Genomic DNA, 13864 nt, shown 5'->3' on the forward strand with positions numbered 1-13864 from the left:
CGCGGCGCGCTGATGTGCAGCGAGTGTAGAAAGCGACGGAACCGTTTTCAAGCATAAAAAACGCCCGCCATCTTCCGATGGCGGGCGTTTCGCGGTTTTCGCCACATTGCGGCACCGCACGATGCCGCTGCGCACGTCAACCCATCTTCGAGAATGCGCTGCACCAGCCCTTCGCCGACACCTGCTTGCCGGGGAACGCGCCGCACGGGCCCGAAGCGGAGCCCTTCTTGCCCTGGTACAGCATGCAGGCCGCGCAATCCTGGCCCGCTGCGTATTTCGGATACTTCGTCTTGTCGACCTTCGTGGCATCGGCCTTGTAGCCGAGCGCCACGGCGGTCGGATCGGTTTCCGACAGCATCGGCGCATCGGCCAGCGCTTCACGCGACAGCGCCAGCGCGGACACGGCGCCAATGCTCGTGATCAGGAAACTCCGACGGGTTGTTTTCATGGGGGACTCGCTCCAACGTTATTGGTTTGAAAGCCGTTCTGTCGACAGCCGTTCGACAGAATAACCGCCAAGCGCACAAATGTGCGCGCCGAAATGCCGGAGATAAGGGATTTCGCACAGGGTGTCGCACGGTCGGCCCGGACGGGTGCGGACCGGCGCCGCCCGTGTGCGTCACGCGTTTGACGTCATGTCGCCGACGCGCTGCGCGAGCGCGAGCGACGCGGTCAACCCCGGCGACTCGATGCCGAACAGGTTCACGAGCCCGCGCACGCCGTGCTGCGCGCCGCCCTGCACGATGAAATCGGCCGGCGGCTCGCCAGGCCCCGCAAGCTTCGGCCGGATCCCGGAGTAGGCCGGCTGCAGCGCGTCGTCGGGCAGTTCGGGCCAGTATGCGCGGATCGACGCGTAGAACGCCTGCGCGCGCGCCGGATCGACCTCGTAGCGCAGCGCATCGACCCATTCGACGTCCGGGCCGAAGCGCGCCTGCCCGGCCAGGTCGAGCGTCAGGTGGATGCCGAGGCCGCCCCGGTCGGGCATCGGATACACAAGGTGCGAGAACGGCGCGCGCCCGGACAGGCTGAAGTAGTTGCCGCGCGCGAGATAGAGCGGCGGCACCCAGTGCGGGTCGAGGCCGCGCGTGCGGCGCGCGAGCGCCTGCGCGCCGAGGCCCGCGCTGTTGATCACGCACGCTGCCTCGATTTCGGTCGGCGTGTCGCCACCGGTGCGCACGACGAAGCGGCCGCCGCGCAGCACATCGATCGATTCGACCGGGGATTTCAGCGCGCACGTCGCACCGTTGCGCTGCGCGTCGCCGAGCAGCGCGAGCATCAGCTGATGGCTGTCGATGATGCCGGTGGACGGCGAGAACACCGCCTCCACGCAGTCGAGCGCGGGCTCGAGCGTCTGCGCCTCGGCGCGCGTGAGCGGCATCAGGTCGAGCACGCCGTTTTCCGCCGCGCGCGCGGCGAGCGCCTTCAACTGCTTCACCTGCGCGACGCTCGTCGCGACGATCAGCTTGCCGATGCGCCGGTGCGGCACATGATGCGTTTCGCAGAATTCGTACAACAGTTCGCGCCCGCGCACGCACGACATCGCCTTCAGCGTGCCGCGCGGGTAGTAGAGACCCGCGTGAATCACCTCGCTGTTGCGCGAGCTCGTACCCGTGCCGATCGCGTCGGCCGCCTCGAGCACGATCGTTTCGCGCCCGCGCGCGGCCAGCTCACGCGCAATTGCAAGACCGACGACACCTGCGCCGATCACCACACAATCCGTCTGCTCCATGGCGTTTCGCGTCGCTCACGCGTCGAGGGGAGAGATAGGAATTGTACGTCCCGGTTCGCCCGCTTGCCCAACCCATGTGTATCGGCATGTACGCGCGCGGTGCGATGCGTGCGGGCCGGGGCGAACCGTGCGCCGCCGGCTCAGAATCCGATCGGCCGGCGCTTCGCGGCCCCCTCGTCGGCGCGGATGTCGGATGGTGCGATCACGTCGCGGCCGTCGAGCCGCGCGGCGCCGAACGCATGCAGCAGCGCGCGGCGCATCGTGCGCGGCGGCGTCGCGGCCAGCACGTCGAGCGCGTCGTCGTCGAGCGTGTCGGGGAAGCGCCGCCCCCACGCGTGCGACGTGCGGATCTCGTCGTAAATCGTCTGCGCTATCCGCCGCGCGCCGGCCGCATCCGGCGGGGCGATCTCGTATATGTTCATCCGGTTCAGCAGCGGCTCCGGAATCGTCTGCGCTTCGTTCGCGGTCGCGATCCAGATCACGTTGCCCGCATCGATCGGCACTTCGGCGAATTCATCGACGAACGCGCGCGCCGTGTCGTGCTCGAGCAACGCGTACAGCGCGCCGAGCGGATCGTATTGCGCGTCGCTGCCGGCCTTGTCGATCTCGTCGACCGCGATCACCGGGTTCGCATAGCTGCCGTTGACGAGCGCCTCGAACACCTTGCCGGGCTTCGCGTTCTTCCATTGCGACGACGCGCCCGACAGGATCCAGCCGGCCGTCAGCGAACTCATCGGCACGTAGTGGTACGCGGTGCCGAGCAGCTTCGCGAGCGCCTTCGCGAAATGCGTCTTGCCGATGCCGGGCGGCCCGAGCAGCAGGATCGGCATCAGTTCGAGCCGGTCGTCGGTCTCGAGGCACAGCGCGACCTGCTTGCGCACGTCGTCGAGCGGCTCGGTGAAATTGGGCAGTGCGTCGCCGAGTTCGTCGAACGACGGCATCCGGTTCGGCTTCACGCAAAAGCGCAGATTGCCGGTCTTGAGCATCCGCTCGTAGGTGGCGCGCAGTGCATCGCTCGCGCTCTCGTTCAGGTCGTTCAGCGCGGTCTCGACCTGCTCGAGGTCGTACACCGTGCTGAAGGATGCCACCGCCAGTTCCTGTTTCACCATCGCCGTCGTCATACCAACCTCGCTTCTGCTGCCGCCACACGACCATCAGACCCTTACGATTTCAGTGTAGCGATCCCGCATCGGCGCGCAAGCAAGCAGCCGTCCGAGTCTGCTGCTAACACCGCGCGCGCACTGCAGCGTCGCGCCGCGCGGCGTATGATCGATGGTTCACCGGCCGTCGCGCCGGCCTGGCCACGATTCGGACGCGATCGAAAACCGCCTCGTCACCGAGCGTGCGCGCGTCGTCGAGTTCGCGCGCGTTTTCGCTTGAAAACGCGTGACGCGCACCTACCTTTCGATCAGGACCGGAACGTGCTGCGAACCCGCTGCGACGCGTCCTGTCACACCACCGTCCAAATCGATCGGGCGTAAGATGTGCGTCCATTCCCCGCTACCCCGCGTTTCCGGAGAAGTTTCATGCTGAAACACGGCCTGGCCGTCCTGCTCGCGAGCGTCGCGCTCGCGGCCCATGCGCAGAGCCCCGCACCGGCCGCCGTCGCATGGGAGATCCAGGTGGTGCGTGACGGTCAGACGATCGACACGTTCCAGCAGCGCACCACCGTCGGTCAAACCCGCACCGACACCCATCACTATCCGTCCGCCGTGCCCGTCGGCTGTGGCAATGCCGCGCGCGTCGTGCCGACCGAGCGCTCGCGCTCGGTGACGGTCGCGCCGCTCACCGTCGACGACGCCGCGCACACGGTGTCGCTCGCGCTCGATGTGCAGGAAACCCTCGACGACGCAAACGCGACGCGCCGCGATCCGTGCGTGCCCGCGTCGCCGCGGCAGATCGTCGCGAGCCATCCGGGGCTGTCGGTCGGCGGCGAGGCCTGGACCGACTGGACGCTCGTCGAGCAGCATCCGCACCTCGTCTACCGCGTGCGCGCGCACGTCGCAAAGGACTGAGCGCCATGTCCGCCGACGCCCTGTCCCTGCCGTTCGCCGAACCGCACGCCGCGCCCGACGAAATCACCGCGGTCAGCTGGAACCTGCACAAGGGCCGCTCACCGCTCGGCTTCACCGCGTGGAATGCGATGCGCAACTGGATGCAATCGACGCACGCGGATGTGTATTTTCTGCAGGAAGCGATGGCGCGCCGCATGCCGCGCCCGATGCTTGCATCCGGCTTCGGCGCACCGATCGACGACGCGGTCGACGACGTGTGGCACTGTCAGGCCACCGAGATCGCGCAGGCGCTCGACTGGCAGATCGCGCTCGGGCCGAACGTGTTCAAGCCGTCGTGGCGGCACGGCAACGCGATCCTGTCGCCGCATCCGCTCGACCTCGGCGGCCGCTGGGACATCTCCGCGCACCGCTTCGAGCGGCGCGGGCTGCTGGTCGCGCGCGCGACGCTCGCCGGCGCGCGGCCCGTCACGCTGCTGTGCGCGCACCTCGCGCTCACGCGCGCGGCGCGGCTGCGCCAGATGCACTGGATCGCGCACTGGATCGTGCGCAACGCGGGCGACGACCCGCTCGTGCTCGCCGGCGACTTCAACGACTGGCGCAACGATTCGGTCGCGTTGTTCGGCGAGATCGGAATGTCCGAGGTCGCGACGCTGCTCGGCCAGTCCGGCCGCACGTTCCCCGCGTTCTCCCCGGCGCTCGCGCTCGACAAGATGTTCGTGCGCGGGCTGACGCCGCTCGAATGGCAGGCACCGTCCGGCGAAACCGCATGGCTGTCCGACCACCTGCCGTATATCGCGCGGCTGCGCCTCGATCCGCAGTGACGTCCTGACGCCCTGATACCACAACGCCGCAAGCGCGGTTGCACGGTGCGCGCTACAGTAACCAGTAACGCTTCGCCCGCCCGCTGCCCCGCCGTCATGAACTACCTCCCGATCCTGCTGCAAATCGCCGTCGTCTACCTCGTCGCGGCGATCACGCCCGGCCCGAACTTCTTCATGATTTCGCAGTTGTCGCTCGCAGGGCGGCGCAGCCTCGGCGCCGCGTCGGCACTCGGCGTCGGCACCGCATCGATCGCCTGGGCGACGCTCGCGATGCTCGGCCTCGCGGCCGTGCTGCACCAGGTCGAATGGCTGTACGAGACGATCCGGATCGGCGGCGCCGTCTATCTCGTGTATTTCGGCATCAAGCTGCTGCGCTCGGGCGTGCGCCGCGACGCGGCGCCGGCCGACGCCGCGGATGCGAGCGCGCCGCTGGCCGCGCCGCACCTGCGCGACTATCTGCGCGCGTATCGCAGCGGCCTGCTCACCTGCCTGACCAACCCGAAATCGTGCGCGTTCTGGACCAGCGTGTTCGCGGCGATGCTGCCCGCGCACGTGCCGCTGTGGTTCAACGGCGCGGTGCTGGTGACGATCGGCGTGCTGTCCGCCGGCTGGTATTCGTGCGTCGCGTTCCTGTTCGCGAGCCCGCGCGCGCAGCGCGGCTACCGGCGCGTGCGGCGCCCGCTCGACGCGCTGTGCGGCGCCGCGCTCGTCGGTCTCGGCGCGAAGCTCGCGGCCGATCGTTGAAAGCAAGTTGAAATGATTCGTTGCGCCAAATCCGCGCAGCCGGGCGGGTCAAGCCCGCATCTGCCCCAAGCAGGGTAAAATAACCAGTTCCTCAAACGTCTGTCATCGAGAAGGCGCGTGTCCGACGCGCCGGCCGGCCGATCCGCGATCGGGCCGACGCACTCGGTTTTTTTGCCCGTTTTTGGGCCCGTTACACGCGTTCGCTACGCGCGTCCGTTTTCAAAGCCATGAGCAAATACGACACCGCCACCGTCCAATCCGTCCATCACTGGACCGACACGCTGTTCAGCTTCACCTGCACCCGTGAGCCGAGCCTGCGCTTCAACAACGGCGAATTCACGATGGTCGGCCTCGAAGTCGACGGCAAGCCGCTCGCGCGCGCCTACTCGATCGTCAGCCCGAACTACGAAGAGCACCTCGAATTCTTCAGCATCAAGGTCCAGAACGGCCCGCTGACGTCGCGCCTGCAACACCTGAAGGTGGGCGACTCGGTGCTGATCGGCAAGAAGCCGACCGGCACGCTCGTCGCCGACAACCTGCTGCCCGGCAAGACGCTGTGGATGCTGTCGACCGGCACGGGCCTCGCGCCGTTCATGTCGATCATCCGCGATCCGGACATCTACGAACGCTTCGACAAGGTCATCCTGACGCACACCTGCCGCCTGAAGGGCGAGCTGGCGTACATGGACTTCATCAAGCACGACCTGCCGGGCCACGAGTACCTTGGCGACATCATCAAGGAAAAGCTCGTCTACTACCCGACGGTCACGCGCGAAGCGTTCGACAACGAGGGCCGGATCACCGACCTGATCGCGACGGGCAAGCTGTTCACGGATCTCGGCGTGCCGGCGTTCTCGCCGGAAAATGACCGCGTGATGCTGTGCGGCAGCACCGCGATGCTGAAGGACACGACCGACCTGCTGAAGCAGGCGGGCCTGGTCGAAGGCAAGAACAGCGCGCCGGGTCACTACGTGATCGAGCGCGCATTCGTGGACTGATCGATCCCCGAATTTGTGCGGCATCAAAAACCGGAGCGAAAGCTCCGGTTTTTTTTCGTCCCCACTTGGCGAATTCGTAACAAACTGGGACCATCTCATCTCAAATAGTTACATTTTGATACGGACGGGCCCGGTGCTTTCGTGTCGGTGTTTTTCCTACAACAGCTTCGTTCCGATTATTCACATTTACCCTTAAATGTCCGCCCGACATGACTTTTTCAGAATTTTTGAGATATTATTCGGCCCGCGCGGTTGCTGCTCGGACGGTCATTGAAGGGTCGGATTCAAACGTTACAAGATGTAACTTTTGTTACTTCGGCATGGGGCGACTTTCTGGCGGCGGCCGTCATCGAAACGGCAGCCATTCCACGCAGCCAGCCGGTGTCTGAACCGCTTTCTGACAGCAGGGAGAGTCATGGATACGTCGCTCAACGCGCCCGCAGGCGCCCACGCCCCGTTCCCGTCGCGGCCGCTCGTGCATAGCTGCGACGCCGCCGCATCCGTGGCCGAAGCCCTGCCCAGACGCGACGTGTCCGCCACCCGGATCGCGGCGCTGTCCACCCAACTCATGGTTGCCGACGAAGCGGCCCGCCGCCATCTGGCCGGCGAGTTGCATGACGGGCTCGGCGCCGAACTCACCGCCGCCCGTTTCGCGCTCGCAAACGTTCAAACGTGGCTGCCGGCCGATGCGCCTGAAGGCTGCCTGCGCGCGCTCGAACTGGCGCAGCGGGCACTCGACGCCGCGACCGATGCCAACCGCCGCCTGATCGACGAGCGCGACACGCCGGCGCTCGACGGCGGGCTCGTCGGCGCGCTGTCGGCGTGGGTCGGCAGCCACGCGGCCCGCACCGGCCTGCGCACGAGTTTCGTCTGCGCGGCCGACGCACGGCTCACGCAGCTCGCCGGCGCGAGCGCCCTCGCGATCTTCCGCGTCGCGCAGGAAGCGCTGTCGAACGTCGCGAAGCATGCGCGCGCGGCGTCCGTCGACGTGCGGATCGACACGGACGGCTCGCATCTGTCCCTGATCGTGACTGACGATGGGACCGGTTTCTCCCGCCGCCGGCGTGTCGGCTACGGCCTCGCCGGCATGCGCGCACGCTGCGAGGCGTTCGGCGGCAGCTTCGACACGAGCGCGCCGGAATCGGGCCGCGGCACGCGCGTCACCGCGCGCTTCGCGTGGAACTCGCTGTTCGCCGTGCCGGCCGCCGCGCGCCGCGCATCGCTTTCGTGAGGTCGCGATGAGCCTGAACATCCTGCTCGTGGACGATCACGCGATCGTCCGGCAAGGGATCCGCCACCTGCTGATCGACCGCGGCGTCGCGCGCGAAGTGACCGAAGCCGAGACCGGCAGCGATGCGGTGGCCGCCGTCGACCGCCAGACCTTCGACGTGATCCTGCTCGACATCTCGCTGCCGGACACCAACGGCATCGAGTTGCTCAAGCGCATCAAGCGCAAGCTGCCGGGCACGCCGGTGCTGATGTTCTCGATGTACCGCGAGGACCAGTACGCGGTGCGCGCGCTGAAGGCCGGCGCGTCCGGCTATCTGTCGAAGACGGTGAATGCCGCGCAGATGATCGGCGCGATCCAGCAGGTCGCGGCCGGCCGCAAGTACGTGAGCCCGGCGATGGCCGAGGCGCTCGCCGAATACGTGTCGTTCGAGAACGAACCGCTGCCGCACGAGAAGCTGTCCGATCGCGAATACCAGACGCTCTGCATGCTGGCGTCGGGCAAGCGCCTCACCGACATCGCGAACACGCTGTCGCTGTCGGTGAAGACGGTCAGCGTGTACCGGTCGCGGCTGCTCGAGAAGATGCGGCTGTCGAACAACGCAGAACTGACGTTCTACGTGATGAGCAACCGGCTCGTCGACATGGCGCCCGCGTCCGGCGCCTGATCCCTCGGATTCACCGGAATCGCGCGACGCGCGCCGCGCCGGCCGGCCACGGGCCGGCCCCGGTCGCCGCACGCTGCGTGCAAGCGCTTGTTTTATCGGACGATTCCGCCGCGCGCCGCTGCACCGCAGCGGGGCTTGCGCGCCAAATCGGCTAAAATTGCGGGTTTTCTTTCCCTCACTCGGCGCCGCCGCGTTCGCGCGCGCTGGAGACTCATCCGCAATGTCCCTCTTCCGCAAGAAAAACGTCGATCGCATGATCGCCGGCGCGCATGGCGCCGGGCTCAAGAAAGCGCTCGGCGCAATCGACCTCACCTTCCTCGGCATCGGCGCGATCATCGGCACCGGGATCTTCGTGCTGACCGGCACGGGCGCCGTTCAGGCCGGCCCCGCGCTGATGCTGTCGTTCGTGATCGCGGCGATCGCGTGCGGCCTCGCGGCGCTGTCGTACGCCGAATTCGCGTCGACGATTCCGGTCGCGGGCTCGATCTACACGTACTCGTACGCGACGCTCGGCGAGCTCGTCGCATGGATCATCGGGTGGGACCTGATGCTCGAATACGGCCTCGCGGCGTCGGCCGTGTCGGTCGGCTGGTCGGGCTACCTGCAGTCGCTGCTGCAGGGCTTCGGGCTCGCGCTGCCGACCGTGCTGACGGCCGCGCCCGGCGCGATCCCCGGCGTCGTCACGTGGTTCAACCTGCCCGCGTTCCTCGTGATGCTGGTGATCACGACGCTGCTGTCGATCGGCATCCGTGAGTCGACCCGCATCAACAACATCATGGTGTTCATCAAGGTGTCGGTGGTGCTGCTCGTGATCGCGGTCGGCCTGTTCCACGTGACGCCCGCGAACTGGAAACCGTTCATGCCGCACGGCTGGAACGGCGTGTTCGGCGCGGCGGCCGTGATGTTCTTCGCGTTCATCGGCTTCGACGCGGTGTCGTCGGCGGCCGAGGAAGTGAAGAATCCGAAGCGCGACCTGCCGATCGGCATCATTGCGTCGCTCGCCGTGTGCGCGGTGCTGTACGTGACGGTCGCGGCGGTCGCGACCGGCATCGTGCCGGCGGCCCAGTACGCGAACGTGTCGCACCCGATCTCGTATGCGCTGCAGATCGCCGGCGAGAAGTGGGTCGCGGGCTTCATCGATCTCGGCGCGGTGCTCGGCATGCTGACCGTGATCCTCGTGATGAGCTACGGCCAGACGCGGATCATCTTCGCGATGTCGCGCGACGGGCTGCTGCCGGCGATGCTGTCGCGCGTGCATCCGCGCTTCGCGACGCCGTTCCTGACGACCTGGCTCGTCGGCCTGTTCTTCGGGCTGATCGCCGCGCTCGTGCCGCTGAACGTGCTCGCCGAGCTGATCAACATCGGCACGCTCGCCGCATTCTCGATGGTGTCGATCGCGGTGCTGGTGCTGCGCCGCACGCACCCGGAGCTGCCGCGCGCGTTCCGCTGCCCGGGCGTGCCGGTAGTGCCGATCCTCGCGGTCGGCGCGTGCCTGTTCCTGATGCTGAACCTGCAGCCCGTCACGTGGGCCGCGTTCGGCATCTGGCTGGTGATCGGCCTCGTGATCTACTTCCTGTATTCGCGGCACCACTCGAAGCTCGCCCGCGGCCACGCGGACTGACCTCCGGCGGCGACGCGCTGCGTCGCCCCGCTGCAACGGCGCACCCGCCTCGCGGGCGCGCCGTTTGCATTTGTGGCACGGCGGGCAGCGTGCGCGGGCAGCCTGAGCGGGTGGTCCGAACCGGCCGTCCGAACCGATCCTCCCGATCCCCGCCACCGATCGGCCAGGCGCCGGCGCACGGCAAGCAAGGCTGCGGCGGCCGGGTCATAATGCGCCCAATCAATGAGGGAACGACGATGGAAAGTGTGGATCTCGACGTGTTGAAGTCGAGCGCGCGCTGGCTCGACGAAGGGCGCCGCGTGCTGCTCGTGACGGTCGTGAAGACGTGGGGCTCGTCGCCCCGCCCCGAAGGCGCGATGCTCGCGGTGCGCGAGGACGGGCTCGTGGTCGGCTCCGTGTCCGGCGGGTGTATCGAGGACGACCTGATCGCCCGCGTGCATGCGAGCGGCATCGCGGCCGATGCGCGCCCGGAAGCGGTCAAGTACGGCGTGACGGCCGAGGAAGCGCACCGCTTCGGGCTGCCCTGCGGCGGCACGATCCAGCTCGTGCTGGAGCCGCTCACGCGCGACAGCGGGATTGCCGCGTTGTGCGCCGAGGTGGAAGCCGGCCGTCTCGTCACGCGCACGATGACGCTGGCGACCGGGCGCGTGTCGCTGTCGCCCGCGCAGGCGACCGACGGGCTCGCGTTCGACGGCGAACGGCTCGTGACGATCCACGGGCCGCGCTACCGGATGCTCGTGATCGGTGCCGGACAGTTGTCGCGCTATCTGTGCCAGATCGCGGTGGGGCTCGACTACCAGGTGACGGTCTGCGATCCGCGCGAGGAGTACACGGATGCGTGGGACGTGCCGGGCACGCGCGTCGTGCACACGATGCCCGACGACACCGTGCTCGACATGAAGCTCGACGCGCGTTCGGCCGTGATCGCGCTCACGCACGACCCGAAGCTCGACGATCTCGCGCTGATGGAGGCGCTCAAGACGCCCGCGTTCTACGTAGGCGCGCTCGGCTCGCGGCGCAACAACGCGGCGCGGCGCGAGCGGCTGCTCGAATTCGACCTGAACGACGCGGAACTGGCGCGGTTGCACGGGCCGGCCGGCATCTACATCGGCAGCCGCACGCCGCCGGAAATCGCGATCTCGATCCTCGCCGAAGTCACGGCCGCGAAGAACAACGTGTCGCTGCCGACGATCCTGCAGGTCGAGGGTGCGAAGGCCGCCCGCGAGATCGCGGCCAACAACGGCGCGACCTGCGGCCTCTGAGGCCGGACGGCGCGGGCATCGGCGCAGGGCCGTCGCGCCGGATGCGCGCACCATGCGCCGGCACCGAGCCGGCACGTTTCAACCGTTGCTTCAGGCCCGTTGCGTCAAGCAAGGCCCGCGGCAAGCGCCGCGGCGACCGAGCCGGCCACCAGCACGACGCCGACCGTGCGGCGCTTGTTCAGCTCCGTCCACAGCAGCACGCCCGTCAGCGACAACAGGATCAGCGAACCCGCGATCGTGTCCATCAGCAGCACCCAGCCGAGATTCATGCCGACGCCGCGATGCAGGTTGTTCAGCGTCGTCAGGAACGTGTTGCCGGTGCGCTTCACCGACACGTAGCCGTTGCCGACCCAGTATTCGGCCTGCAGGTTCTGGTGTGGCCCGAACAGGCCCATCTGCCAGTGCTCGGGCTGCATCACGCGCTTGTCGCCCCAGGCGACCGGCTGCGCAGGTTCCTTGCGCATGCGGCCCGGCCGGCCGTCGAAGTGCAGTTCGTGCTGCAGCCACTTCGTCATCGCCGCGGGCGACTTCGGCACGGGGTCCGGCAACGCGATCTGCATCTGCTCGACCTGCGGTTCGCCGGTCGAGATCTTCAGCGGCGGCGCACGGTGGTTGAGCAGCACGCCCGTCACGCCGAACAGCAGCCCGAGCACCGCGCCCCATAGTCCGACCCAGCCGTGCACCTTGCGCAGCCATTTGATGAAGGTCGCGCGGCGCGAACGCTGGCGGCGCGCCGCCCGTTCGACGTCGCTCAGGGGACGTGCGGCCGGATGCAGCACGGTGACGTCCGCGGGAGGCATGCCCGCCTGCGGCGGGGCGATCGTTTCGGGCGCGTTCACGCGAGAATGTCCATTCGTTCAAAGCAACGGGCGACGCACGGAAAACGCGCGCCGCCCGGGGTAACATGAAAATGAGAATGGATATCATTACACAAATGACGCGACCGCTCAATCGGACCGCGCACGGCGGGCGGGCGACAAATTCAAGCGATGGCCGATGAAGCGCGCGGATTGCGCGCCGATTCCTCGAAATAGAAGAAAAATACCGGCGAAATGATCGCGAAAGACAGCGACAGCCGTTCGCAAGAAACCCGGCCGCCGTGTCCTCAGCGGCGCAGCGGCGGCAGCGGAAAGCGCGGCGCGGCGTCGCCCGGCTCGGGCTCGGTGCGATCGAGCGAATACAGCCATGCGAGCAGATCCGCGACGGCCTGGTAAAGCTGCGGCGGAATCCGGTCGTCGAGATCGACCTGCATCAGCAGCGACACCATCTCCGGCGCGGTATGCACGTACAGCCCCGCATCGCGGGCACGGGCGACGATCATCTCGGCGAGCAGGCCGTATCCCTTCGCGACCACGCGCGGCGCGGCATCGCCGCCTTTCGGATCGTAGACGAGCGCGGCCGCGCGCTTGCGGGACGCCATGCTCATCGCGGCGTCTCCTCGTCGGCGCCCGGCGTGCCGCCAGCCGCGCTGCGCGCATACGCGGCGGCGGCCCCCTGCGCGACGAGCGGGTCGAAGCCGTCCGGTTCGTCGCCGACCGCGCGGATCGACAGTCCGCCGAGCCGCAGCCCCGAACCCTCGAACCGCTGCCGCAGCGCGGCCTCGTTGCGCGTGAGCCGGTCGGCGCCCGCCGAATTCGCGCGCAGCCGCGCGACGAGTTGCGTGCCGTTCAACACCAGTTCCGCGTCGACCGTCCCGAGCGACGGCAGCGTCAGCGTCAGCCGCGTGCGCCACGCGATCCCGTCCCCCGCGTCGTCGCCGCCGCGCGACGCGTGGCCGCCCGGATCGTCGGGCTCGATCGTCCAGTCGAGCCGCGCGCCGGGCCACGCCTCGCCCGCCCAGCGGAACTGGTCGGTCGCCAGCGCATCGAGCTGCTGCCGCACGATCGGCACGGCGGCCGGATGCACGGGAGCAGCCGATGCCTGCGCCTGCGGATCGGCCGACGCGGTGGCCAGTTCGGCGCGCGCGGGCGTCCAGCGCGCATCGGGATGCTCGCCGAGCGGGTCGGTCGTTCCGGCCATGCTCGACGCCATGCCTTGCCGGACGGCCGCCGGCGCGTTCTGCGCGGGCGCGTGCGGGGCCGCACCGCCCGGCGCGGGTGCGCCCGGCTGCACGGCCGTACGCGCGGCCGCCGGCAGCGGCAGACGCTGCGCGAGCAGTTCGTCGAGCACATCAGGCGCGTCGTGCTGCGCGGCATCCGGGGCCGGCTGCACCGGCGCGGCCGTGAGGCGCGCCTGCGGTTCGCGCATCAGCGCGGCGAGCGGGCGCTGGCCGGCCAGCCACTGCGCGAGATGGGATTCGTAAAAGAGGCCGCTTTCGCTCACGGCCTGCGCGAGCGCTGCGCGCAGCGCGGCGACGGGCGACGCGTCCGACGCCGCGCGCGCGGCCGCGACGTCGGACGCGGGCAATGCAGCGGAAGAAGCGCCGACAGGCGCGGCAGGACCCGCTGCCAGCTGCCCGCCCCGCGGCACGGCCGCCGCGCTCAGCAGCACGGACGGATCGGCCAGCAGCGGCGTGCGCCCGGCGATCACGGGTGTCGCGACTCCACCCGAGCGCGAGATCGCGTCGAGCACGAGCGCGACGTCGGACAGCGCGGTCTGCGCGGATGCCGGCGGCGCGACGGGCGAGCCGCCCGCCGGCGCCGGGGACGATGCGCCGGCGCCGGGCGTGCCGACCTGCGAGGCCGCCCCGCCGCCGGCCGACGGCGACACGGTGCCGCTCAGCAGGCTGTCGAGGCGGCTCGCCAGCAGGGCGGCCGCAACGGAGTCGATACCGGTCATG

Annotated in this window: 14 protein-coding genes and 1 pseudogene; 9 read left to right on the forward strand and 6 right to left on the reverse strand. The window is 68.8% G+C overall.

Features of this window, described 5'->3' with window-relative positions:
- Window positions 1-136: 136 nt before the first annotated feature.
- The 3 genes from LMA02_RS15770 to LMA02_RS15780 form a co-directional block, all read right to left on the reverse strand.
- Window positions 137-448, reverse strand: coding sequence for a high-potential iron-sulfur protein (locus LMA02_RS15770; RefSeq protein WP_006751923.1), 312 nt, complete (start codon window positions 446-448; stop codon window positions 137-139).
- 171 nt (window positions 449-619) lie between these two features.
- Window positions 620-1729 carry an NAD(P)/FAD-dependent oxidoreductase gene (locus LMA02_RS15775; protein ID WP_228906126.1) on the reverse strand — a complete coding sequence of 370 codons (1110 nt, stop codon included), beginning with the start codon at window positions 1727-1729 and terminating at the stop codon, window positions 620-622.
- A gap of 140 nt (window positions 1730-1869) precedes the next feature.
- Complete coding sequence (locus LMA02_RS15780; RefSeq protein WP_228906128.1) at window positions 1870-2850, reverse strand: AAA family ATPase; 981 nt, start codon at window positions 2848-2850, stop codon at window positions 1870-1872.
- Between the two features lie 178 nt (window positions 2851-3028).
- Between LMA02_RS15780 and LMA02_RS35570 the strand changes: the two are divergent.
- The 9 genes and pseudogenes from LMA02_RS35570 to LMA02_RS15820 form a co-directional block, all read left to right on the forward strand.
- Window positions 3029-3109 (forward strand): annotated as a pseudogene (locus LMA02_RS35570) (nitroreductase); the annotation flags it as partial.
- A 146-nt stretch (window positions 3110-3255) separates the two neighbouring features.
- Complete coding sequence (locus tag LMA02_RS15785) at window positions 3256-3744, forward strand: hypothetical protein (RefSeq protein ID WP_228906135.1); 489 nt, start codon at window positions 3256-3258, stop codon at window positions 3742-3744.
- Window positions 3745-3749: 5 nt separating this feature from the next.
- Complete coding sequence (locus tag LMA02_RS15790) at window positions 3750-4565, forward strand: endonuclease/exonuclease/phosphatase family protein (protein WP_228906137.1); 816 nt, start codon at window positions 3750-3752, stop codon at window positions 4563-4565.
- A 96-nt stretch (window positions 4566-4661) separates the two neighbouring features.
- Entirely contained in the window at window positions 4662-5309 is a 648-nt protein-coding gene (locus tag LMA02_RS15795; RefSeq protein ID WP_228906139.1) for a LysE family translocator, read from the forward strand.
- 227 nt (window positions 5310-5536) lie between these two features.
- The gene (locus LMA02_RS15800) at window positions 5537-6307 is read left to right on the forward strand and encodes a ferredoxin--NADP reductase (RefSeq protein ID WP_228906141.1); all 771 of its coding nucleotides are present in this window, start codon (window positions 5537-5539) and stop codon (window positions 6305-6307) included.
- A gap of 415 nt (window positions 6308-6722) precedes the next feature.
- Window positions 6723-7538: a quorum system sensor histidine kinase RqpS gene (rqpS, locus tag LMA02_RS15805; RefSeq protein WP_228906143.1), complete on the forward strand. Its 816-nt coding sequence runs from the start codon at window positions 6723-6725 to the stop codon at window positions 7536-7538.
- Window positions 7539-7545: 7 nt separating this feature from the next.
- Complete coding sequence (gene rqpR, locus LMA02_RS15810) at window positions 7546-8202, forward strand: response regulator transcription factor RqpR (RefSeq protein ID WP_228906144.1); 657 nt, start codon at window positions 7546-7548, stop codon at window positions 8200-8202.
- Window positions 8203-8422: 220 nt separating this feature from the next.
- On the forward strand, window positions 8423-9823 hold the full coding sequence (locus tag LMA02_RS15815; protein ID WP_006751914.1) for an amino acid permease: 1401 nt from the start codon (window positions 8423-8425) through the stop codon (window positions 9821-9823).
- Window positions 9824-10059: 236 nt separating this feature from the next.
- Complete coding sequence (locus tag LMA02_RS15820) at window positions 10060-11085, forward strand: XdhC family protein (protein WP_228906146.1); 1026 nt, start codon at window positions 10060-10062, stop codon at window positions 11083-11085.
- Window positions 11086-11189: 104 nt separating this feature from the next.
- On the opposite strand, the gene LMA02_RS15825 is transcribed toward LMA02_RS15820, so the two are convergent.
- The 3 genes from LMA02_RS15825 to LMA02_RS15835 form a co-directional block, all read right to left on the reverse strand.
- Complete coding sequence (locus LMA02_RS15825; RefSeq protein ID WP_228906148.1) at window positions 11190-11924, reverse strand: PepSY-associated TM helix domain-containing protein; 735 nt, start codon at window positions 11922-11924, stop codon at window positions 11190-11192.
- 266 nt (window positions 11925-12190) lie between these two features.
- Window positions 12191-12511, reverse strand: a complete 321-nt coding sequence (locus LMA02_RS15830) for an EscU/YscU/HrcU family type III secretion system export apparatus switch protein (protein ID WP_228906149.1) — start codon at window positions 12509-12511, stop codon at window positions 12191-12193.
- Window positions 12508-13863: a flagellar hook-length control protein FliK gene (locus LMA02_RS15835; RefSeq protein WP_228906154.1), complete on the reverse strand. Its 1356-nt coding sequence runs from the start codon at window positions 13861-13863 to the stop codon at window positions 12508-12510. The genes LMA02_RS15830 and LMA02_RS15835 overlap by 4 nt, the downstream gene beginning before the upstream one ends.
- Window position 13864 lies beyond the last annotated feature (1 nt).

Origin of the sequence: Burkholderia sp. B21-005 (genome assembly GCF_020843965.1) — a bacterium.
In the GTDB taxonomy this organism is placed as follows: domain Bacteria; phylum Pseudomonadota; class Gammaproteobacteria; order Burkholderiales; family Burkholderiaceae; genus Burkholderia; species Burkholderia ambifaria.

Bases quoted from the DNA above. Each gene is read 5' to 3' on its own strand.
- LMA02_RS15830 (WP_228906149.1), bottom strand. From the start codon at position 12,511: ATGAGCATGGCGTCCCGCAAGCGCGCGGCCGCGCTCGTCTACGATCCG.
- LMA02_RS15790 (WP_228906137.1), top strand. From the start codon at position 3,750: ATGTCCGCCGACGCCCTGTCCCTGCCGTTCGCCGAACCGCACGCCGCG.
- LMA02_RS15780 (WP_228906128.1), bottom strand. From the start codon at position 2,850: ATGACGACGGCGATGGTGAAACAGGAACTGGCGGTGGCATCCTTCAGC.
- LMA02_RS15835 (WP_228906154.1), bottom strand. From the start codon at position 13,863: ATGACCGGTATCGACTCCGTTGCGGCCGCCCTGCTGGCGAGCCGCCTC.
- LMA02_RS15815 (WP_006751914.1), top strand. From the start codon at position 8,423: ATGTCCCTCTTCCGCAAGAAAAACGTCGATCGCATGATCGCCGGCGCG.
- LMA02_RS15820 (WP_228906146.1), top strand. From the start codon at position 10,060: ATGGAAAGTGTGGATCTCGACGTGTTGAAGTCGAGCGCGCGCTGGCTC.
- LMA02_RS15795 (WP_228906139.1), top strand. From the start codon at position 4,662: ATGAACTACCTCCCGATCCTGCTGCAAATCGCCGTCGTCTACCTCGTC.
- LMA02_RS15775 (WP_228906126.1), bottom strand. From the start codon at position 1,729: ATGGAGCAGACGGATTGTGTGGTGATCGGCGCAGGTGTCGTCGGTCTT.
- rqpS (WP_228906143.1), top strand. From the start codon at position 6,723: ATGGATACGTCGCTCAACGCGCCCGCAGGCGCCCACGCCCCGTTCCCG.
- LMA02_RS15785 (WP_228906135.1), top strand. From the start codon at position 3,256: ATGCTGAAACACGGCCTGGCCGTCCTGCTCGCGAGCGTCGCGCTCGCG.
- rqpR (WP_228906144.1), top strand. From the start codon at position 7,546: ATGAGCCTGAACATCCTGCTCGTGGACGATCACGCGATCGTCCGGCAA.
- LMA02_RS15800 (WP_228906141.1), top strand. From the start codon at position 5,537: ATGAGCAAATACGACACCGCCACCGTCCAATCCGTCCATCACTGGACC.
- LMA02_RS15770 (WP_006751923.1), bottom strand. From the start codon at position 448: ATGAAAACAACCCGTCGGAGTTTCCTGATCACGAGCATTGGCGCCGTG.